Here is a 19,678-nt window from a genome sequence, read left to right as displayed (position 1 = left end):
CTCAGCGCAACTTCAGGGTCGCCAAACCGATCAGCACCAGAACCACGGTGATGATCCAGAAACGCACGATCACCCGTGGCTCCGGCCAGCCCTTCAGTTCGAAGTGGTGGTGGATCGGTGCCATGCGGAACACGCGCTTGCCGGTGAGCTTGAAGGAGGCGACCTGGATCATCACCGACAGGGTTTCCATGACGAACACTCCTCCCATGATGAACAGCACCACCTCCTGACGAACGATCACCGCGATGGTGCCCAGCGCCGCTCCCAGCGCCAGCGCTCCCACATCGCCCATGAAGACTTGGGCCGGATAGGTGTTGAACCAGAGAAAACCGAGACCGGCACCGATCAGCGCGCCGCAGAACACGATCAGTTCGCCGGCGCCTGCCACGCTGGGAATCAGCAGGTACTCGGCGAACTTCACGTTGCCGGACAGATAGCAGAAGATGCCCAGGGCACCACCGACCATCACCGTGGGCATGATCGCCAGACCGTCGAGTCCGTCGGTCAGGTTCACCGCATTGCTCGAGCCGACGATGACGAAATAGGTCAGCACGATGAATGCGGCGCCGAGAGGGATCTCGATGGTCTTGATCAACGGCAGGATCAAGGTGGTTTCGGCCGGAGTCTGTGCAGTCATATAAAGGAAGAGCGCGGCGCCGAGGCCGAAGACCGATTGCCAGAAATACTTCCAGCGGCTCGGCAGGCCGCGGGAGTTCTTCTCGATCACCTTGCGGTAGTCATCGACCCAGCCGATGGCACCGAACAGCAGGGTCACGGCCAGTACGGTCCAGACGTAGCGGTTGGACAGGTCCGCCCAGAGCAGGGTGCTGATGGCGATGGCGGACAGGATGAGCGCGCCGCCCATGGTCGGCGTACCCTTCTTCGACAGGTGCGACTGCGGACCGTCGTCGCGCACCGCCTGGCCGATCTGGCGGATCTGCAGGGTCCGGATCATCCAGGGGCCCAGGCACAGAGCCAGGATCAGGGCGGTCAGCACCCCGAGAATCCCGCGCAGGGTCAGATACTGGACGACCGCGAAACCGGTATGGAACTGTTGCAGGTACTCTGCCAGCAGCAGCAGCATTTAATGAATCTCCTCGCTGGAACCGCAGAGAGCCGAGACGATCTTGTCCATCGCCGCACTTCGCGAACCCTTGATCAGAATGGTGGTATCAGGATGCTGCTCGCTGCACAGGGCCTCGAGCAGACCGGCTTGGTCGGCGAAATGCCGGCCGCCTTTTCCGAACGCCGCGACCGCATGCGTCATCAGCGGCCCCACGGCATACAGGGCATCGACCTTGCCGGCCGCATAGGCACCGACCTGACGGTGGCCCTCTTCCGCCCAGGCACCCAGTTCGCCCATGTCGCCGAGAGCAAGGAGGGTGCGTCCGGAAAAGCCGGCGAGTATATCGATAGCCGCACGCATTGACGCGGGATTTGCGTTGTAGCTGTCATCGATCACTCGTACGCCACTCGGCGCGAACTGCGCCACGGCGCGGCCCTTGACCGGCTGCAGGCTTTCCAGCCCGGCCCGGATTCCGACCAGCGGCATCCCCAGGGCATGGGCCGCGGAGGCAGCGGCCAGGGCATTGGCCACATTGTGCCGGCCCAGCAGATTGAGCTGGATGCGCGCCTCGCCGGCGGGCCCCCGGAGCGTGAAAGCCGGGCAGCCACGGGCGTCGGGCTGGATATCCCGCGCCAGGAAATCGGCGTCGCTCGCATCCAGTGCGAAACTCAGCACGCGCCGCCCCGCGGCGCGCCGCTGCCAGATGTCAAACGCCGGATCATCGCGATTGAGCACGGCAATGCCGTCGGCCGGCAGGCCCTCGAGTATCTCGCCCTTGGCCTCGACGATCTTCTCCGGCCCGCCGAACTCGCCGACATGCGCCGTGCCGGCGTTGGTGATGATCGCCACCTGCGGACGGGTCAGAGCGACGGTGTAGGCGATCTCGCCGATCCGGGAAGCGCCCAGTTCGATCACCGCACCGACATGCTCGGGCGCCAGTTCCAGCAAGGTCAGCGGCACCCCCAGGTCATTGTTCAGGTTGCCACGGGTCGCCAACACCGGACCACGGGTACGCAGGATGCTGGCGAGCATTTCCTTGACCGTGGTCTTGCCGCTGGAACCGGTCACCGCGGCCAAAGGACCGCTGTAGGCCTGGCGATTGAGGCTCCCAAGCCGACCGAGGGCAAGCCGGGTATCGGCCACCTGCAACTGCGGCAGTCCCAGCTCCGGCATGGTGCGCTGCACGAGGGCAGCCACGGCCCCCTTGGCGGCAACCTCGGCGAGAAATGCATGGCCATCGAAACGTGGTCCGACCAGCGCGACGAACAATTGTCCCGAACGAATCGCCCGACTATCCGTGCCGACCGAATCGAACGTCACATCATCCCCTGCCAAGGCCCCCTGCAGCGGACCGGCGATTTCGTTCAGGTACAGAGCCTTAAGCATGAGCTACTTCCCAGGCGTACAGGGCCTTGGCGGCCTCCTCGATGTCGGAAAAAGGCTGACGCACGCCATTGATTTCCTGGTAGTCCTCATGCCCCTTGCCGGCCAGCAACAGCACGTCGCTCGCGTCGGCACCGGCGATCAGGCGGGCGATGGCCTGGCCACGTCCATGCAGGCAGGTAACCTTTTCCGGTACACCGATACCGCTGCGGATATCGGCGAAAATCTGCTCCGGAGACTCGCTGCGAGGGTTGTCGTCAGTAATCAGCAGCGCATCGGCCAGGCGCTCGGCGACCGCCGCCATCAGCGGACGCTTGCCGCGATCACGATCGCCGCCGCAGCCGAACAGGCACAGCAGGCGCCCGCGGACATGGGGACGCAGCGCCTCCAGAACCTTCTCCAAGGCATCCGGGGTATGGGCATAATCCACCACGACCAGCGGCTTGGCGCCTCCCCCCAGCCGCTGCATGCGTCCGGCCGGAGCCTGCAATTGCGGCACGACGCGGAGAATTTCGTCCAGTGCGTAGTCCAGCCCCAGCAGTGCCCCGACCACCGCCAACAGGTTGCTCAGATTGAAACGCCCCAGCAGCGGGCTGTGCAGCAATCCCTCACCTTGCGGGGTCGCCACCTCGGCCCGTACCCCCTGCTCGTCGAAATGCGCACGGCGACAGTGCACCTGGGCAGAGCGACTCTCCAGGCTGTAACCGATCAGGCGGGATGCATTCGCCTCCCCAGCCAGGAGCCGACCGAAGGGATCGTCCAGATTGAGCACCCGGCAGCGCAGCCCGGGCCAGGCGAACAGCCGGGCCTTGGCCGCACCATAGGCATCCATGCTGCCGTGGTAGTCGAGATGGTCGCGCGACAGATTGGTGAAAATCGCCACATCGAAGTCCAGCGCCGACACACGGCCCTGCGCGAGCGCATGGGAAGACACTTCCATGGATACCGCACGGGCACCGGCCTGCTTCAATCCCGCCAAAGCCGCCTGCACGCTGATCGGGTCGGGCGTGGTGTGGCGACCACTCTGCAACGCGCCATGAAAACCATTGCCCAGGGTACCGATGATGCCGCAGCGCTCCCCGAGCAAATCCAGGGCCTGGGCGAGTAGTTGGCTGACGCTGGTCTTGCCGTTGGTCCCGGTCACACCGACCAGACACAAGGCTCGGCTCGGCTCGCCATAGAAGCGGCCGGCAATTGCCGACAACTGCCCGGCCAGCCCTTTGATTGGAACCAACGGTACACCACCGTCAGCGAACGATGGCGCCCCCGCGGCCTCGTAGGCCACGGCCGCCGCCCCCCGGGCAAGCGCATCCGGGATATGGGCGCGGCCATCCTGCCGGCCCCCCGGAACCGCGAGAAAGAGGTCCCCCGGACGCACCTGGCGGCTGTCCAGGGTCAACTCCCGGATCAGTAGCGCCGTCTCGGCCTGTGGCAGCAACTGATTGAGCGGCATGGGCATCAGATACGCTCTCCTTTGCCGGACGCATCCTTGTTGACGGTCTTGGTCTCGGCCGGCGGCGGCAGGTTGTCCGGTGCCACGTTCATCAGGCGCAACGCGCCGGCCATGACCCGGCCGAATACGGGCGCCGAAACCAGACCACCGAAATAGGCGCCGTTGCTCGGCTCGTCGATCACCACGGCCATGGCGATACGAGGGGCGCTGGTCGGGGCGAAGCCGGCAAACAGCGAGCGATACGACTTTTCCTTGTATCCCTTGGCGCCCACGCTGGCCTTGCGCGCCGTGCCGCTCTTGCCTGCGACGTGATATCCCGGCACCTTGGCGCGGAATACGCCGCCCGGAGCTTCGACGACCTGCTGCAACATGCCCTGCATGGTCTTGGCGACGTTCGGGGAGATGACCTGAACGCCTTCCGGCGCCTGTTCCTGCCGGGCCAACGCAAGAGGCAACGAACGACCATCGTTGGCCAGCGTGGCATAGGCATGGGCCAGTTGAACGGCCGTTACCGAGAGGCCATAGCCATAGGACAGCGTGGCAGTCTCCGCCTTGCGCCATTCGCGATGACTGGGCAGGTTGCCCACCTGCTCGCCAGGGAAGCTCAGACCGGTATCCTGGCCGAAACCGACACGCTGCATCAGCGAGTGGATGGATGCACCACCGATATCGAAGGCAACCTTGCTCATGCCGACGTTACTCGACTTGATCAGGATGCCAGTCAGATCCAGAACGCCTCCTTCGGCGTGCGAAACATCGCGAATGGTATAGCGCCCGATCTGCAACCTGCCCGGCGCCACCTCCACCCTGTCGCTGGGCTTCCAGCGTCCGGTTTCCAGCGCGGCGCTCATGGAAAGCGGCTTCATCGTCGAGCCGGGCTCGAAGACATCGACCAGGGCGCGATTGCGCATGGCCGCCGGATTGAGGTTGCGCTTGTTGTTCGGGTTGTAGGTCGGCTGGTTGACCATCGCCAACACTTCGCCGGTCTTCACATCGATCATCACCAGGGTGCCGGCCTTGGCGCCGACCTCGGTAATGGCATTGCGCAACTCCCGATGTGCCAGATACTGCAGCCGCAGATCGATGGACAGCGCCAGCGTCTTGCCAGCCTTGGCGTTCTGTACCACCTGGACATCCCGGATCAGCCTACCGCGACGGTCCTTCAGCACTTGCCGCTTGCCGGGCACACCGGCCAGCCATTCGTCGAAGGCCAGCTCCATGCCTTCGCGCCCATGATCATCGATATCGGTGAAGCCGAGCACATGGGCGGTGACCTCGCCCGCCGGATAGAAACGCCGGAACTCTTCCAGGGCGTAGACACCCGGGATCTTCAAATCGAGCACGGCCTGCCCCTGCTCCGGGGTCAACCCTCGGACCAGATAGGCGAACTCGCGGCCAGCCAGTTGCTCGAGACGCTCGGTCAGCGCCTTCTCATCCTGGCCCAGGGCCTTGGCCAGGGTGGCCCACTGGTCGCGTGCACCGGCCAGCTCCTTCGGATTGGCCCACAGGGTGGTGACCGGAGTACTGACCGCCAGAGGCTCGCCATTGCGATCGGTGATCAGTCCACGATGCGCGGGGATAGGGATGTGCCGCATGCTGCGTGCATCACCCTGCCCCTTGAGGAAATCATGATCGAAAATGTGTAGGTCGACGATGCGCCAGGCGATGGTAGCCACCATCAGAGCCAGGAGAATCAGCACCAGACGGAAACGCCAGGGATAGAGTGCCCCCTCGAGCTTCATCATGGCGCCACCAGCCGTACTTCCGCCGCGTCCGGGACGCGCATCTTCAAAGTTTCGGTGGCCAGGGTCTCGACCCGGCCATGCGCGGTCCAGGTGCTCTGCTCGAGGATCAATCGTCCCCATTCGGCCTGCAGCTTGTCGCGCTCGCTCAGTTCGCCGTACAGGGCATTGAGCAACTGACGATTCCAGTAGGCGCTATAGGACACCGCGATGGCGGAGAACAGGGAGGCAACGAAAAGTACCAGCATCAACAGACTACCGCCCGGCATGGTCTTGTCCGACATACGACTCATCGAAGCTTCTCCGCCACACGCATGATCGCGCTGCGGGCACGGGGATTGGTCTTGAGTTCGGATTCGGAGGCATATCGCGGCTTGCCAATCAGCTTGAGACGCGGCTCGAAGGCAGCCGGACGGATCGGCAGATCACGCGGCAGCTTGTCAGCCTCGCCCTTGACCTGCCGACGCATGAACCGCTTGACGATGCGGTCCTCCAGCGAATGGAAACTGATCACGGCCAGGCGGCCACCGACTTCAAGTACCTCCAGCGCAGCATCAAGCCCCTGCTCGAGATCGCCAAGCTCATTGTTTATATGAATACGCAAGCCCTGAAAGGCACGCGTTGCCGGGTTCTTGCCCTTCTCCCAGGCTGGATTGGCGGCAGCCAGTACCTGCGCCAGATCGGCGGTACGCTCGAACGGCCTCTCCTGGCGACGCTGTACCACGGCCTGAGCCATGCGCCTGGCAAAGCGCTCTTCACCATAATCCTTGAACACGTGGGCAATCTCCTCGCAGGAAGCCTGAGCCAGCCATTCGGCCGCACTCAGGCCGCGGCCCGGATCCATACGCATGTCCAGCGGACCGTCGTTGAGAAAGCTGAAACCACGCTCGGGATCGTCCAGTTGCGGCGAGGACACACCCAGATCGAGCAGCACACCACTGACCTTGCCGACCAGCCCACGCATTTTCATCTCGTCCGCCAACTCGGCAAAACTGCGCTGCACGATGACGAAGCGAGCGTCCTCCGTAGCCAGAGCAAGCCCGGCAGCGACCGCCTGGGGATCCTTGTCGAACCCAAGCAGGATACCTCCCGCGCCAAGACGCCCGAGAATCAGCCTGCTATGCCCGCCTCGCCCGAAAGTGCCGTCCAGATAACAGCCGCCCTCCCGGATGGACAGAGCGTCGACCGCCTCTTCAAGCAGCACGGTGATATGACTGAAACCACTCTTCATAATCACAGGATCAAGTCGCGCAATTCGCCCGGCAGGTCTCCGGGTTGTTGTTTGATAGCCGCCAGATCCGCATTTGCAATCGCGATCCAGGCATCTTCATTCCACAGCTGAAATTTGTTCAGTTGGCCGACCAGCATCGCGTGCTTGTCCAGACTCGCATGCTCCCGCAGGCGTGGCGGAATCAGGAAACGCCCACTGCCATCCAGCTCGAGATCCACGGCATTACCGATCAAAAGCCGCTGCAGACGGCGAGTTTCCTCACGCAGCGAAGGAAGCTCACGCAGTTTGGTCTCGATGAGCTCCCATTCCGGCAGAGGGTATATGCAGAGACAGGGGTCCATCGCATCGATGGTGACGATGAGTTGCCCCGCCGAGCGAGCCATGAGCTCCTCACGATACCGGGCAGGCATCGAAATCCGCCCCTTAGCGTCAAGACTGACGGCATTTGCTCCGCGAAACACGGTCGCGCTTCCCCTGACTGCAAGCTTCCCTGCCCACTGAAACCCACTTTATGCCACTTCGTACCACCTTGCGCACACTATAGAAACGCCCCACCCCACCGTCAAGGCAGCGGAAAATGAAAAAATCCTTATGGGACGGCGATTTAGCTGATTATGAGAGAGAAAAATCGCAACTAATGCGGAACAAATTCAGCAAAATCAACAAGCTGAATTGCATACTTGAAGGGGATTATGAGATGGAGGTTTCCTGCTCGGCCTCTGATAGGCCTCACAAAGCGCGGCGAGGAGAAAAAGGGGGAGAGCCGGTCTGTAAGCCGGGTTCTGTCGAGGACAGTCATTCCTCTACGACGACCATCGCTGGCCGCCTTTAGCAACCTACCCGGATCCAGCGCGGGCCACGCCAATGGATCCCTATTTGGTCTTGCTCCGAGTGGGGTTTACCTAGCCACGAACTGTTGCCAGCCGTGCGGTGCGCTCTTACCGCACCTTTTCACCCTTACCGGCGCTTGCGCGCTTAGGCGGTTGTTTTCTGTGGCACTTTCCGTAGGCTCGCGCCTCCCAGGCGTTACCTGGCACTCTGCCCTATGGAGCCCGGACTTTCCTCCCTCCCATATTGAGGAACAATATGGGACAGCGACTGTCCAACCGACTCTCCGCCGGCAAGGGTAATGCTCGCCGACAGTATCCGCAAGCACTCCTCCTCCAGGGCAACATGCGCCGGCCTCATCCTCGACGTTCCAGAGCTGCCTGATAAAGCAGGTTCTTGCGTACTCCGGTAATCTCAGCGGCCAAAGCTGCAGCCTTCCCCAACGGCATCTCCTTTAACAAGAGATCGAGGACGCGAAGCGCTTCCGCCGATACCGAATTGTCGGAAGGAGCCTGCCAGCCAGCCAACAAGAGCACGCACTCGCCACGTTGCTGATTGCCATCGGCAGCAACCCAGGCACGCAACTCGCCGAGGGGCAATCCCTGGAAGGTTTCGAAGGTCTTGGTCAGCTCTCGTGCCAGAACCGCCAGACGATCGCTCCCCATGATCCGCTCGAGATCACCCAGGCATTCGAGCAACCGATGCGGCGCCTCGTAGAAAATCAGCGTGCGAGACTCTTCTTTCAAGCGCTCCAAACGAGCTTGACGCGCAGCCGTCCTGGCCGGCAAAAAACCCTCGAAGACAAAACGATCCGAAGGCAATCCCGCGGCGGACAGCGCCGTGATCAAGGCACAGGGGCCGGGCACCGGGACCACCCTTATACCGGCGGCGCGCGCCTGACGTACCAGATGAAACCCTGGATCGGAGATCAATGGGGTACCGGCATCGGAAATCAGCGCGACATCCTCACCAGCCAGCAGCCGCGCCAGGAAGCGCGCGCCCTGGTCACGCTCATTGTGCTCATGACAGGCAGCCAAGGGCGTCATGATGCCGAAATGCTGCAGCAAACGCGCGGAATGACGAGTATCCTCGGCCGCGATCAGGGCCACGTCGCGCAGCACGCTGAGCGCCCGTGTGGAGATATCGTCAAGGTTGCCAATCGGGGTAGCAACGACATAAAGGATGCCTATCCTTGGATTCAGCGCAGCGGATACGGCCATGGCACCCCCTTAGACGATCAAAACACGCATTGTAACCGGTTTCCCGATCACGACATCACACCCAAGGCTTGGGTACAATTCTTCAATTGTCCTTGAGCATCAGGAACGCCTCAATGATCGCCTGTCTGCGCCCCCTTTCCGCCCTTTTTCTTGCCGGTCTCCTGACTGCCTGTGCCAGTTCGCCGTCGTCCAAGCTGGGCGAACTGCCCTCGCCTTCACAAGCCAGCGTCGAGCAACTCCTGCAGCAGGCAGACAAAAGCAAACCGGAAAAGGCCGCACTCCTGCGTCTGACGGCCGCTGACCAGGCTTACCGGCAGAAGGACCTGGCCCAGGCCATGCGCATTCTCGAGCAAATTCCGCTGGATAGTCTCAAGCCCGCCCAGCAGATCTTCGCCAGCACTCTCGGCGCAGAGATCGCCTTGGCCCGCAACAATCCCAAAGTAGCGCTCAAAACCCTCGACCACCCCAGCATGCAACACTTGGGCGAACTGCCCATACAGCAACAGATTCGCACCCAACTCACGCGCGCACGTGCCCTGGAAGCGGATGGACAGCACCTGAGCGCTGCCCGCGAGCGGATTTTCATCGCTCCCCTACTGAGCGAATCGAACGCCAGCGAAAACCACGAGCGGATCTGGCGACTGATTCAGGGTCTGCCACTGGATGCTCTGAATGCCCCCGGAGAAGAGAACAGTGAACTGGGAGGTTGGCTGGCCTTGGCTCGCGGCATAAAAAGTGCCGGCACCCTGGAGTTGCAGCAGGCGGCCATCGACCAGTGGCGCGCAGCCAACCCGCAGCATCCGGCAGCCCTGCAGTTGCCGGTACCGCTCATCAAACTACGCGAGCTGGCCAGCCAACCGCTGAACAAGATTGCCCTGCTGCTTCCGGAGGAAGGCCAGCTCGCCTCAGTGTCCCGTGCCTTGCGCAACGGCTTCATGGCCGCCCATTACCAAGCGCAGCAACTCGGCCAGCAGCCCCCCAGCATCGAGCTCTACGACAGCAGCCGATTGACCTCCATCGACGACTTCTATCGCCAGGCCCAGGCCGCCGGAGTGCAACTGGTCGTCGGCCCCCTGGAAAAAACCCTGGTCAAACAGCTCGGTGATCGGGAACAGCTACCGATCACCACGCTCGCCCTGAACTACGGCAACGCCGGACAGGAAGGCCCGCCACAGCTTTTCCAATTCGGTCTGGCAGCAGAAGATGAAGCCCGAGGAGCCGCCCGCCGCGCCTGGGCAGACGGTATGCGCAGGGGCGTCGCCATGGTGCCCTCCGGCGAATGGGGCGACCGGGTTCTTCAAGCCTTCCAGCAAAGCTGGCAGGCTGCGGGCGGCAACCTGGTTGCCGTCGTTCGGATCGATCAGCCTGCCCATCTGGCTCAGCAGATTGCCGAACTGTTCCAACTGCGTCAAAGCGAGGCACGCGGCAAACGCCTGCAGGCTGTGCTTGGTAGCGAGGTGGTCGCACAACCCTCGCGGCGCCGCGATATCGACTTCATTTTCCTCGCCGCCACCCCGCAGCAGGCCCAGCAAATCAAGCCGACCCTCGCCTTCCAATATGCCGGCGACGTACCGATCTATGCCACTTCGCATCTCTACAGCCCCAAGGAGGAACGGAACTATTACCTTGACCTCGAAGGTATTCAGTTCTGCGAAACACCCTGGCTGCTGGATGCAAATCCGAATGACAACCTACCGCAACTGGTTGGAAATCAATGGCCGCAGGCCAAAGGTAGTCTGGGACGCCTCTACGCCATGGGCGTCGATGCCTACCGAGTCGCTCCGCGACTGGCACAACTCAAGGCACTACCGGAAACCCGCATCGACGGGCTCTCCGGCAACCTGAGCCTGAGTCCCGACCAGCGCATCCAGCGCCAGTTGCCTTGGGCTGCGTTTCGCGATGGCCAGATACAGCGCTTGCCGGCCAGCGGTTTCTGACATGGACAGGCAACGCATAGGACGCGATGCCGAGGCTCTTGCCCTACTCCATCTAACAGCGCAAGGGATGCGCCTCCTGGCGCAAAACTGGCGCTGTCGATGCGGCGAGCTCGATCTGGTCATGCTCGACGGCGATACGGTAGTATTCATCGAGGTGCGCTATCGGCGGCATCTCGCCTGGGGAGGCGCACTGGAGAGCATCGATACACGCAAGCGCATGAAACTCATCCGCACCGCTCAGTATTTTCTACAGCAAGAAACACGTTGGGCCAGGCATCCCTGCCGTTTCGATGTCATTGCCATCAATGCCGACGAGAGCGCATCCAGCCGTCTGAACTGGATTCGCAGTGCTTTCGATGCCTGATCCGGCAAGCTACCTAGTTCTCAAACGTTCTGCGGCAGCCCCACCGCCCCCATGCGCCAGACTTTCCTCTGACCGCAGCGAACACCAACTTTGAAGGCTATCGCCGATGGACATGCACGCCCGCATCAGCCAGCTCTTTCAGGCCAGCATTGAAACCAAGCAGCAGGCCATGGAGGTCATCCTCCCCCATATCGTCCAAGCCAGCGAACTCATGGTTCAGGCCTTGCTCAACGAAGGCAAGATCCTTTCTTGCGGCAATGGCGGTTCAGCCGGAGATGCACAACACTTCTCGTCGGAACTGCTCAACCGCTTCGAGCGCGAACGCCCCAGCCTGCCGGCCATCGCACTGACCACCGACAGTTCGACGCTCACTTCGATCGCCAACGATTACAGCTACAACGAAGTTTTTTCCAAGCAGATCCGCGCCCTGGGTCAACCCGGCGACGTTCTGTTGGCCATTTCCACCAGCGGCAACTCCGCCAATGTGATTCAAGCCATCCAGGCCGCTCATGACAGGGAAATGCAGGTAGTTGCTTTGACTGGCCGCGATGGGGGCGGCATGGCCGCATTACTGCTCCCCGAGGACATCGAAATCCGAATACCAGCCAAGGTTACGGCCAGGATTCAGGAAGTGCACCTGCTGGTCATCCACTGTTTGTGCGATTTAATCGACAATCAACTGTTTGGAAGCGAAGAATGAAAAGCTCACTTCTGATCATTGGTGCCCTGACGGCAAGCCTCTTCTTGGGAGGCTGCAGCAATCGCAGCATCGGTAACAGCATTGACGATCAATTCATCGAGCCCAAGGTTGCCGAGAAAATCCGCCAGGCACATGCCGACCTGGATAGCGACAGTTCGCATATCGTGGTCACGACCTACAATGGCGTCACCCTGCTTGCAGGCCAGACTCCGCGCACAGAACTCAAGCAACTCGCCGAACAAGCCGCACTCTCGGTCCCCGGGGTAACGAGGGTGCATAATGAAATACAGATCCTTTCCCCCGCTTCGCTCCTTGCCCGCAGCAACGACTCTTTGCTGACTACCAAGATCAAGACGCAAATGCTTGCCGATAGCACGATCCCTGGCTCGAAAATCAAGGTGGTCACCGAGAACGGCATCGTCTATCTACTGGGATTGATCACTCGACAGGAAGCGAATAGAGCAGCCAATCTGGTACAGGGCGTTTCCGGCGTGCAGAAAGTCGTCAAACTGTTCCAGTACACGGACTGAATAAAAAGGCGATCCCGAGGGATCGCCTCTTGTACGGACTATTTGACCACCTTCAGGCTCGGGCGCCCAGCCGGCCGCGGCGGCTCGCCACCGGAAGGCCCATCATCGTCGGGGCCAGCGCCTCCCTCCGCAGCCGGTGGCTCGACCTCGAAAACCATGCCTTGGCCATTTTCGCGCGCATAGATAGCCATGACGGCTTCGGGTGGTATGAACAGGCTATGAGCGACACCACCGAAGCGGCCTTCGAAACTTACCCCCTGATTGTCCATATGCAGATGCCTCACAGCGCTGGGAGAAATATTGAGGACAATCTGCCCATCGCTCACGTAACCGGCCGGAACCTGTACATTCGGCATCTCGGCATTGACCAGCAAGTGAGGCGTGCAATCGTTATCGACGATCCACTCATAGAGCGCACGCAGCAGATAGGGACGACTGGAGTTCATATCACCTCCTCATGTTGGCCGCATATCGCGTTCGACAGCGGACAGGCTGACCTGAAAGGCCTGGCGAGCGAACTGGCGCTCCATGTATTCGAGCAGAGGCCTTGCACTGCGCGGAAGCTCTATACCCAATAGCGGTAGCCGCCAGAGAAGCGGCAAGAGACAGCAGTCCACCAAGCTTGGCTCGTCACTAAGAAAATAAGGTTTTTCAGCAAATAAGGGAGCGACTTCAAGCAGGCTCTCTCGCAGCTCCCTGCGCAACTGATTGCAACCGCCCCCATCGCTACGCTCATTCAAAATCCGATCGACCAGAACGCACCAGTTGCTCTGGATACGATGCATCAGCAGACGACTGTTGGCACGGGCGACAGGATACACCGGTAGCAGCGGCGGATGCGGATAACGCTCCTCAAGATACTCCATGATCACCCCCGGCTCGTACAGGAGCAAATCACGATCCATCAGCGTGGGTAACGCGCCATAGGGATTGAGCTCGGCAAGCTTGTCCGAGTCCTGCCCCGGATCTATGTCCAGGATCTGGACGACAATCCCTTTCTCGGCAAGCACCATCCGCACACGATGGGAATAGTGGTCAGCCGGGTCGGAGTAACAGGTCAACCGTTTGGTCATGCCCGGCCCCTCGGTTGCAGGTCATATTTTCGGAATAAAAAAACACACGCGCCCCGAGGACGCGTGTGTTTACAGGCGCAAGTGCGATACGTCAGTGCACGTCTTTCCAGTATTCGCGCTTGAGCAGATAGGCGAACACGAAAAAGACCGCCAGGAACAGAAGCACGTAACCACCGACTCGCTGGCTTTCCAGCTTGACCGGGTTGGCCGAATAGGCAAGGAAGGTCACCAGATTCTTCACCTTCTCGTCGAACTCTTCGGGGGTCAGTGTGCCGGTTTTCGGCAGAATGGTCAGTTGATCGCAAGCCTCATGGGTAATCTCCGCCCCCGTGAGCGGGTCATACTGCTTCTTGCCATCCTCAACCACCTGAACCTGCTTGCAACCGAAGACCTGACGCCCCTGCAGGCCAGCCAGCACGTTAGGCATGCCAACGTTTGGAAAAACCGTGTTGTTCACTCCCAGAGGACGCGACGGATCTTCATAGAAGCTGCGCAGATAGCTATACAGCCAGTCGTTGCCACGCACACGGGCGACCAGTGTCAGATCCGGTGGCGCCGCACCAAACCAGACCTTGGCATCCTCCGGGCGCATACCGATCTTCATGTGGTCGCCAATCTTGGCACCGGTGAAGATGATGTTTTCCAGCATTACCTCTTCCGGAATGCCCAAGTCCCTGGCTACCCGCTCATAGCGCTGGAAACGGGCGCCATGACAACCCATGCAATAGTTGGCGAAGGTCCGCAGGCCATCCTGCATGGCAGCCTTATCAGCCAGATCAACGTCGACTTTGTCCAGTTCGACAGCGGTCCCCGCAGCAAAGGAAAAGGCCGGCAGGATTGCAAGAATTAACGCAGCAAATTGCTTTTTCATCAGCCAGTCACCCTTTCCGGAACCGGTTTGGTCTTTTCCATCCTGGTATAGAAAGGCATCAGGATGAAGAATGCGAAGTACAGAACCGTGCATACCTGCGACAGCAGGGTGCGACCCGGCGTGGGAGAAAGCACTCCAAGCACACCGAGAATCAGGAAAGAGACACAGAATACCAGCAGCCACAACTTGCTCAGCCAGCCCTTGTAGCGCATGGACTTGACAGGACTGCGATCCAGCCAAGGCAGAACGAACAGCACGGCGATAGCCGCTCCCATGGCGATGACGCCAAGCAGCTTGTCCGGAACGGCGCGCAGGATTGCGTAGAATGGCGTGAAGTACCAGACGGGCGCGATATGTTCGGGTGTCTTGAAGGCATTGGCCTGCTCGAAATTCGGCTTCTCGAGGAAATATCCGCCCATTTCCGGGAAGAAGAACACCACAGCGCAGAAGACAAAGAGGAACACCACCACACCGACTATGTCTTTCACGGTGTAATAAGGATGGAAAGGAATGCCGTCCAACGGCTTGCCATTGGCATCCTTGTTCTTTTTGATCTCGATACCGTCAGGGTTGTTGGAGCCAACCTCATGCAGGGCCAGGATATGCAGAACGACCAGACCAAGCAGAACGATCGGCAACGCGATGACGTGCAGAGCGAAGAAGCGGTTCAGGGTAATGCCGGAGATCAGATAGTCGCCACGGATCCATTGGGTCAGATCCTCGCCGATCACCGGAATGGCGCCGAACAGGGAAATGATGACCTGAGCCCCCCAATAGGACATCTGGCCCCAAGGCAACAGATAGCCCATGAAGGCCTCGGCCATCAGGCACAGGTAGATCAGCATACCGAAGATCCACACGAGCTCGCGCGGCTTCTGGTAGGAACCATAGAGCAACCCGCGAAACATATGCAGGTAGACCACGATGAAGAACGCCGAAGCGCCGGTGGAGTGCAGATAGCGAATGATCCAGCCGTACTCGACATCGCGCATGATGTATTCGACGGAAGCGAAGGCCTCCTCGGCGGACGGGGTGAAGCTCATGGTCAGCCAGATACCGGTGAGGATCTGGTTGACCAGCACCAGCAACGCTAGAGAGCCGAAGAAGTAGAAGAAGTTGAAATTCTTCGGTGCGTAGTATTTGGACAGATGGTCTTCCCACATCGAGGTAGCGGGAAAGCGGGCATCGATCCACTCCATGAATTTGCTCATCACGCCTTCTCCTGATCCACGCCGACAATGATCACATCATCCGATTCATAGGAATGCGGAGGTACCGGCAGGTTCAAGGGCGCGGGCTGTGCCTTGTAGACACGACCGGCCAAATCGTACTTGGAACCATGACAGGGACAGAAGTAGCCCCCCACCCAGTCGCCCCCCAGATCCGCCGGCGCAACCTCGGGACGGAAGGAAGGAGCACACCCCAGGTGCGTGCAGAGGCCGACCAGCACCAGGATCTCGGGCTTGATCGAGCGCAGTTTCCGGTCGACATAGGCTGGCTGGACCGAGGCAGCGGAATCAGGGTCCGCCACGGCAGACTCAACCTTCTTCAGATTGGTGAGAATCTCCTCGGTACGGCGGACGATAAACACCGGCTGGCCACGCCATTCAGCCACTATTTGCTGCCCTGGCCCAATTTTGCTGACATTCACCTTTACCGGTGCACCTGCGGCCTTGGCCTTGGCACTTGGGAACCAGGATCCCACGAATGGGACCGCAGCCCCCACCGCCCCCGCCGCACCCACCACTGAGGTGGCTGCAACCAGGAAGCGACGCCGGCCGACATTCACGCCGTCATTGCTCATTCAGTTGTCTCCCATCAACTCTGCGGTCCGTTACCCGGACCTGTAATAAAAAAACGAGGCGCGCGAAAAAACGGCAAAATGTTAAAGAAAACCCTTAGGTCTGACAAGGTAATAGCCGGATACAATAATGTCGCGGCGCTTGCAAAGAGCGGCATCGGAGTCGCGACAAGCTGTCGCAGAACCTCTCCAGGCACAAAAACTCCGGACATAAAAAAACACCCGGTACTCGACGAGTACCGGGTGTTTCCTGAAAGCGCCGGAATCAGCGCTTGGAGTATTGTGGACGCTTGCGCGCCTTGCGCAGACCAACCTTCTTACGCTCGACCTCACGGGCATCGCGCGTCACATAGCCAGCATGGCGCAACGAACTGCGGAAAGTCTCGTCATACTCGATCAGAGCGCGAGTGATGCCATGACGAATGGCACCAGCCTGACCGCTGACACCACCACCAATGACAGTGACATAGATATCGAACTTTTCCACTGTTTCGGTCAGCTCGAGCGGCTGACGAACCACCATACGAGCGGTTTCGCGACCGAAGAACTGCTCGAGAGAGCGGTTGTTGATGGAAATCTTGCCAGTGCCCGGACGCAGGAAGACGCGAGCGGTAGCAGTCTTGCGACGGCCAGTGCCGTAGTTTTGAGTCGCCGACATAATTGAGCTATCCCCTTAAATCTTCAGTTCTTGAGGCTGCTGAGCGGTATGCGGGTGAACAGCACCCTTGTACACCTTCAGCTTGCGATACATGTCGCGACCCAGCGGATTCTTCGGCAGCATGCCCTTGACCGCAGTCTCGATCACGCGCTCGGGCGCCTTGGCAATCAACTTCTCGAAGCTGATGGATTTGATACCGCCCGGAAAACCGGAATGGGAATAGTAGATCTTGTCGCTGCTCTTGGCACCGGTAACCCGTACTTGCTCGGCATTGATCACGACGATGTAATCACCGGTATCCACATGCGGAGTGTATTCAGGCTTGTGCTTGCCGCGCAGACGGCTGGCGATCTCAGTAGCCAGACGACCCAGGGTCTGGCCGGCAGCGTCGACGACATACCAGTCGCGCTTAACGGTTTCCGGTTTCGCAGTAAAAGTTTTCATTCGTTATAGCCTCAGGGGCCACCCTGAAAATAAGGGGGCGAATCGTACTGAATGGTGCTTGCCTTGACAAGGCCAAGGCGGCCGGAAACAGACGCTATCGGGGGCTCGGGTCAGCGCGTCCGCAACGGCGGGAGATCGGTAGGCTAGGCATCCCCTACCTGATTTCTAGCGGGCTAGGCATCCTCACCAGAAAATCTCTCAAATCATACCGACTAACGAGAAAATAGCAACTATTTTTCCGTAGGAAACGGAACCTTACCCTAGCTCGCCAAGAGTCCTTGAAGCACTTGCCCCGTCAGCCGACCATTCGCCGCCCAGGTCCGGCCGGTCACTGTTTATCAGGCTCTGCGCGAAGCAAGCCGATCGGCCAGACGGGTCGGCTCGGGCAAGCGATAACGCGTAACACAAGCCATGACCAATCGTGGCGCGCTGGCCAGACTGACGCGATGCCCCGGAGAAACGATCAGGGGACGCACCCGATCCTTGCTGCGCAGCACCGCTCCCAGCACCTCGCCCCGATACATCAGAGGAACCTGATCTCCGCGGTGGGAACCCAACTCCGCATGGGTACCAACGAGAATCTTCTTGGCCACACCAATGGTTGGCAGGCCGCTGACTACTCCCAGATGGGCCGCAATGCCCAATCTGCGTGGATGGGCTATCCCCTGCCCATCGCAGAAAACCAGATCAGGAACCCGCGGCAACTCCGCCAGGGCGCGCAGAACGGCAGGAAGCTCGCGAAAGGACAGCAATCCCGGAATATAGGGCATAGAAGTCGGAATGCGTACCAGACTCTCGGCAAGCACTCCCAGGGTATTGGCATCGAGCAGCACCGCCGCCGCTCGCGTGATGCCCCCACCCTCTTCGAAACCGACATCCACGCCGGCTATCAGGCCCAGATCGGGAAAATCGTCGCGCAACACAACCCGCCCGGCCAGTTCCTGCTGCAGAAGACGGGCTCCGGCGGGCGTGCCATCCCAGTCACCGAAAGGCGAGTCGGGCACAACCAGAGGCGCAGACATACCTTGAATCCCCTTCCACCACAGTCTGATCGAAGCAAAGGACGCCAGCCACAAATGACGGGGCCGCTCACACGGCCCCTGTCGATCACGGCTTGTGTGGCCGTGCGAGGAACTCGTGGGACTGCATTTCCAGCAGACGGCTCAGTGTCCGCTGGAATTCGAACTCCAGACGACCACCGGTATAAAGATCCTTAAGTTCGACTTCGGCAGAAATGATCAATTTGACGTTGCGATCATAAAACTCATCAACCAGGTTGATGAAACGTCGCGCCATGTCATCCTTGGAGACATTCATCTGTTCGACATTGGACAGCAATACCGCCTCGAAGACCTTGCCCAGCTCGATGTAATCGTTCTGACTGCGCGGACCGTCGCACAATTCGCGGAACTCGAACCAAGCCACATCATTGGCAGTCTTGCGTGCGCGAATCTCACGGTTCTCGATCAGCAGGACATCGTTCTCCTTGACCGCACAACGCTCGGTGAGCAGGCTGTTGAAGCTGCGCTCCAGACTCTCCTCCGCCTCAGCATCCAGCGGCCAGTGGTACAACTCGGCCTGCTCCAGGGCGCGCAAGCGATAATCGATGCCACTGTCGACGTTGACGATCTCCGTATGCGCCTTGAGCAGGGCGATCGCCGGCAGGAAACGGGCACGCTGCAGGCCGTCCTTATAGAGGCCATCCGGCACGATATTGGAAGTAGCCACCAGACTCACGCCATTCTTGAACAGCTCCTCCAACAAGGTAGCGAGAATCATCGCATCGGTGATATCGGATACGAAGAACTCGTCGAAGCAGATGACCCGTGCCTCGTTGGCAAAACGCTTGGCAATGATGGTCAGCGGATTCTTCTCGCCCTTGAGGGTTTTCATTTCCTCGTGCACCCGCTTCATGAAGCGATGGAAGTGGGTGCGCATCTTCTGTTCAAAGGGTAGCGCGTCGTAAAAAGTGTCGACCAGATAGGTCTTGCCGCGCCCCACCCCTCCCCAGAAATAGAGCCCCTTGATTGGCTCCTTCTGCTGAGTCTGCGACTTCTTGCCGAGCAGCCTATCGAACAAGCCGAGCTTGCTGCCCGTGGCCGCCGCCTGCGGACCGGTGCCGACCAGGTCGTCATAGAGGCGCTGCAGATGACGCACCGCATTTTCCTGAGCGGTGTCGTGGAAGAAATCGGGGCGTTTCAGGTCGGCTTGATAACGCTCAAGGGGTGTCATGGTGGAGTCGGGATAAAGTCGTGAAGAGGCCGCCTTGGCGGCGCTCTCGTCTGTTGGGAATGTCGTCAAGTCGTTCAAAACGGGCCACCCTCATCAAGAGTTCAAAGGTTCGCAACCGTCTGTCCGAGCCGAAAAGCGTAAATCC

The 19,678-nt window shown here is 60.1% G+C and carries 21 protein-coding genes and 1 other RNA gene; 4 read left to right on the top strand and 18 right to left on the bottom strand.

The window, feature by feature from the left end; all coding sequences use genetic code 11:
* Position 1: 1 nt before the first annotated feature.
* The 9 genes from mraY to rsmI form a co-directional block, all read right to left on the bottom strand.
* The gene (gene mraY, locus AVCA_RS05980) at positions 2 to 1,084 is read right to left on the bottom strand and encodes a phospho-N-acetylmuramoyl-pentapeptide-transferase (protein ID WP_012699968.1); all 1,083 of its coding nucleotides are present in this window, start codon (positions 1,082 to 1,084) and stop codon (positions 2 to 4) included.
* Positions 1,085 to 2,452, bottom strand: a complete 1,368-nt coding sequence (locus tag AVCA_RS05975) for a UDP-N-acetylmuramoyl-tripeptide--D-alanyl-D-alanine ligase (RefSeq protein ID WP_012699967.1) — start codon at positions 2,450 to 2,452, stop codon at positions 1,085 to 1,087.
* Complete coding sequence (locus AVCA_RS05970; protein WP_012699966.1) at positions 2,445 to 3,908, bottom strand: UDP-N-acetylmuramoyl-L-alanyl-D-glutamate--2,6-diaminopimelate ligase; 1,464 nt, start codon at positions 3,906 to 3,908, stop codon at positions 2,445 to 2,447. Before AVCA_RS05970 ends, AVCA_RS05975 begins: the two co-directional genes overlap by 8 nt.
* On the bottom strand, positions 3,908 to 5,647 hold the full coding sequence (locus tag AVCA_RS05965; protein ID WP_012699965.1) for a peptidoglycan D,D-transpeptidase FtsI family protein: 1,740 nt from the start codon (positions 5,645 to 5,647) through the stop codon (positions 3,908 to 3,910). Before AVCA_RS05965 ends, AVCA_RS05970 begins: the two co-directional genes overlap by 1 nt.
* Positions 5,644 to 5,937 (bottom strand): cell division protein FtsL, encoded by a 294-nt coding sequence (ftsL, locus tag AVCA_RS05960; protein ID WP_012699964.1) that lies wholly within the window; start codon positions 5,935 to 5,937, stop codon positions 5,644 to 5,646. Before ftsL ends, AVCA_RS05965 begins: the two co-directional genes overlap by 4 nt.
* Entirely contained in the window at positions 5,934 to 6,875 is a 942-nt protein-coding gene (gene rsmH, locus AVCA_RS05955) for a 16S rRNA (cytosine(1402)-N(4))-methyltransferase RsmH (RefSeq protein ID WP_012699963.1), read from the bottom strand. The genes ftsL and rsmH overlap by 4 nt, the downstream gene beginning before the upstream one ends.
* 2 nt (positions 6,876 to 6,877) lie before the next feature.
* Positions 6,878 to 7,336 (bottom strand): division/cell wall cluster transcriptional repressor MraZ, encoded by a 459-nt coding sequence (mraZ, locus tag AVCA_RS05950; protein ID WP_012699962.1) that lies wholly within the window; start codon positions 7,334 to 7,336, stop codon positions 6,878 to 6,880.
* Between the two features lie 294 nt (positions 7,337 to 7,630).
* Positions 7,631 to 7,989, bottom strand: an RNA gene (rnpB, locus tag AVCA_RS24080) — RNase P RNA component class A.
* A 70-nt stretch (positions 7,990 to 8,059) separates the two neighbouring features.
* Entirely contained in the window at positions 8,060 to 8,923 is an 864-nt protein-coding gene (gene rsmI / locus AVCA_RS05945; RefSeq protein WP_012699961.1) for a 16S rRNA (cytidine(1402)-2'-O)-methyltransferase, read from the bottom strand.
* 113 nt (positions 8,924 to 9,036) lie between these two features.
* Between rsmI and AVCA_RS05940 the strand changes: the two genes are divergently transcribed.
* The 4 genes from AVCA_RS05940 to AVCA_RS05925 all read left to right on the top strand — a co-directional run bounded on the left by AVCA_RS05940 (position 9,037) and on the right by AVCA_RS05925 (position 12,454).
* Positions 9,037 to 10,860 carry a penicillin-binding protein activator gene (locus AVCA_RS05940; protein ID WP_012699960.1) on the top strand — a complete coding sequence of 608 codons (1,824 nt, stop codon included), beginning with the start codon at positions 9,037 to 9,039 and terminating at the stop codon, positions 10,858 to 10,860.
* A 1-nt stretch (position 10,861) separates the two neighbouring features.
* Positions 10,862 to 11,224, top strand: a complete 363-nt coding sequence (locus AVCA_RS05935) for a YraN family protein (RefSeq protein WP_012699959.1) — start codon at positions 10,862 to 10,864, stop codon at positions 11,222 to 11,224.
* 106 nt (positions 11,225 to 11,330) lie between these two features.
* Complete coding sequence (locus AVCA_RS05930; RefSeq protein ID WP_012699958.1) at positions 11,331 to 11,924, top strand: phosphoheptose isomerase; 594 nt, start codon at positions 11,331 to 11,333, stop codon at positions 11,922 to 11,924.
* Positions 11,921 to 12,454: a BON domain-containing protein gene (locus tag AVCA_RS05925; protein WP_081434874.1), complete on the top strand. Its 534-nt coding sequence runs from the start codon at positions 11,921 to 11,923 to the stop codon at positions 12,452 to 12,454. The genes AVCA_RS05930 and AVCA_RS05925 overlap by 4 nt, the downstream gene beginning before the upstream one ends.
* Positions 12,455 to 12,492: 38 nt before the next feature.
* Here the strand turns inward: AVCA_RS05925 and AVCA_RS05920 are convergent, their stop codons facing one another.
* The 9 genes from AVCA_RS05920 to zapE form a co-directional block, all read right to left on the bottom strand.
* A complete protein-coding gene (locus AVCA_RS05920) occupies positions 12,493 to 12,900 on the bottom strand; it encodes a ClpXP protease specificity-enhancing factor (RefSeq protein ID WP_012699956.1) in 408 nt (135 codons plus the stop codon).
* 9 nt (positions 12,901 to 12,909) lie between these two features.
* Positions 12,910 to 13,527, bottom strand: a complete 618-nt coding sequence (locus tag AVCA_RS05915) for a glutathione S-transferase N-terminal domain-containing protein (protein ID WP_012699955.1) — start codon at positions 13,525 to 13,527, stop codon at positions 12,910 to 12,912.
* Positions 13,528 to 13,618: 91 nt separating this feature from the next.
* Positions 13,619 to 14,398, bottom strand: coding sequence for a cytochrome c1 (locus AVCA_RS05910; RefSeq protein WP_012699954.1), 780 nt, complete (start codon positions 14,396 to 14,398; stop codon positions 13,619 to 13,621).
* Complete coding sequence (locus AVCA_RS05905) at positions 14,398 to 15,609, bottom strand: cytochrome b (RefSeq protein ID WP_012699953.1); 1,212 nt, start codon at positions 15,607 to 15,609, stop codon at positions 14,398 to 14,400. Before AVCA_RS05905 ends, AVCA_RS05910 begins: the two co-directional genes overlap by 1 nt.
* On the bottom strand, positions 15,609 to 16,202 hold the full coding sequence (petA, locus tag AVCA_RS05900; protein WP_041807007.1) for a ubiquinol-cytochrome c reductase iron-sulfur subunit: 594 nt from the start codon (positions 16,200 to 16,202) through the stop codon (positions 15,609 to 15,611). Before petA ends, AVCA_RS05905 begins: the two co-directional genes overlap by 1 nt.
* Positions 16,203 to 16,464: 262 nt before the next feature.
* Positions 16,465 to 16,857, bottom strand: coding sequence for a 30S ribosomal protein S9 (rpsI, locus tag AVCA_RS05895; RefSeq protein WP_012699951.1), 393 nt, complete (start codon positions 16,855 to 16,857; stop codon positions 16,465 to 16,467).
* A 15-nt stretch (positions 16,858 to 16,872) separates the two neighbouring features.
* A complete protein-coding gene (gene rplM / locus AVCA_RS05890) occupies positions 16,873 to 17,301 on the bottom strand; it encodes a 50S ribosomal protein L13 (protein ID WP_012699950.1) in 429 nt (142 codons plus the stop codon).
* Between the two features lie 338 nt (positions 17,302 to 17,639).
* Positions 17,640 to 18,305: a deoxyribonuclease V gene (gene nfi, locus AVCA_RS05885; RefSeq protein WP_012699949.1), complete on the bottom strand. Its 666-nt coding sequence runs from the start codon at positions 18,303 to 18,305 to the stop codon at positions 17,640 to 17,642.
* 103 nt (positions 18,306 to 18,408) lie between these two features.
* Complete coding sequence (gene zapE / locus AVCA_RS05880; RefSeq protein ID WP_012699948.1) at positions 18,409 to 19,533, bottom strand: cell division protein ZapE; 1,125 nt, start codon at positions 19,531 to 19,533, stop codon at positions 18,409 to 18,411.
* Positions 19,534 to 19,678: the final 145 nt, after the last annotated feature.

Source organism: Azotobacter vinelandii CA (assembly GCF_000380335.1).
GTDB lineage: Bacteria > Pseudomonadota > Gammaproteobacteria > Pseudomonadales > Pseudomonadaceae > Azotobacter > Azotobacter vinelandii.
The sequence above is the reverse complement of the archived record's forward strand: the minus strand, read 5'-3'. Positions and strand labels throughout refer to the sequence as shown.

What these genes read in the sequence shown, in the direction of transcription:
- AVCA_RS05935 (WP_012699959.1), top strand. Translation starts at nt 10,862, where the DNA reads ATGGACAGGCAACGCATAGGACGCGATGCCGAGGCTCTTGCCCTACTC.
- zapE (WP_012699948.1), bottom strand. Translation starts at nt 19,533, where the DNA reads ATGACACCCCTTGAGCGTTATCAAGCCGACCTGAAACGCCCCGATTTC.
- AVCA_RS05920 (WP_012699956.1), bottom strand. Translation starts at nt 12,900, where the DNA reads ATGAACTCCAGTCGTCCCTATCTGCTGCGTGCGCTCTATGAGTGGATC.
- AVCA_RS05970 (WP_012699966.1), bottom strand. Translation starts at nt 3,908, where the DNA reads ATGCCCATGCCGCTCAATCAGTTGCTGCCACAGGCCGAGACGGCGCTA.
- AVCA_RS05930 (WP_012699958.1), top strand. Translation starts at nt 11,331, where the DNA reads ATGGACATGCACGCCCGCATCAGCCAGCTCTTTCAGGCCAGCATTGAA.
- rplM (WP_012699950.1), bottom strand. Translation starts at nt 17,301, where the DNA reads ATGAAAACTTTTACTGCGAAACCGGAAACCGTTAAGCGCGACTGGTAT.
- AVCA_RS05910 (WP_012699954.1), bottom strand. Translation starts at nt 14,398, where the DNA reads ATGAAAAAGCAATTTGCTGCGTTAATTCTTGCAATCCTGCCGGCCTTT.
- AVCA_RS05940 (WP_012699960.1), top strand. Translation starts at nt 9,037, where the DNA reads ATGATCGCCTGTCTGCGCCCCCTTTCCGCCCTTTTTCTTGCCGGTCTC.
- AVCA_RS05905 (WP_012699953.1), bottom strand. Translation starts at nt 15,609, where the DNA reads ATGAGCAAATTCATGGAGTGGATCGATGCCCGCTTTCCCGCTACCTCG.
- rpsI (WP_012699951.1), bottom strand. Translation starts at nt 16,857, where the DNA reads ATGTCGGCGACTCAAAACTACGGCACTGGCCGTCGCAAGACTGCTACC.
- mraY (WP_012699968.1), bottom strand. Translation starts at nt 1,084, where the DNA reads ATGCTGCTGCTGCTGGCAGAGTACCTGCAACAGTTCCATACCGGTTTC.
- rsmH (WP_012699963.1), bottom strand. Translation starts at nt 6,875, where the DNA reads ATGAAGAGTGGTTTCAGTCATATCACCGTGCTGCTTGAAGAGGCGGTC.
- AVCA_RS05975 (WP_012699967.1), bottom strand. Translation starts at nt 2,452, where the DNA reads ATGCTTAAGGCTCTGTACCTGAACGAAATCGCCGGTCCGCTGCAGGGG.
- petA (WP_041807007.1), bottom strand. Translation starts at nt 16,202, where the DNA reads ATGAGCAATGACGGCGTGAATGTCGGCCGGCGTCGCTTCCTGGTTGCA.
- ftsL (WP_012699964.1), bottom strand. Translation starts at nt 5,937, where the DNA reads ATGAGTCGTATGTCGGACAAGACCATGCCGGGCGGTAGTCTGTTGATG.
- rsmI (WP_012699961.1), bottom strand. Translation starts at nt 8,923, where the DNA reads ATGGCCGTATCCGCTGCGCTGAATCCAAGGATAGGCATCCTTTATGTC.
- AVCA_RS05925 (WP_081434874.1), top strand. Translation starts at nt 11,921, where the DNA reads ATGAAAAGCTCACTTCTGATCATTGGTGCCCTGACGGCAAGCCTCTTC.
- AVCA_RS05965 (WP_012699965.1), bottom strand. Translation starts at nt 5,647, where the DNA reads ATGATGAAGCTCGAGGGGGCACTCTATCCCTGGCGTTTCCGTCTGGTG.
- AVCA_RS05915 (WP_012699955.1), bottom strand. Translation starts at nt 13,527, where the DNA reads ATGACCAAACGGTTGACCTGTTACTCCGACCCGGCTGACCACTATTCC.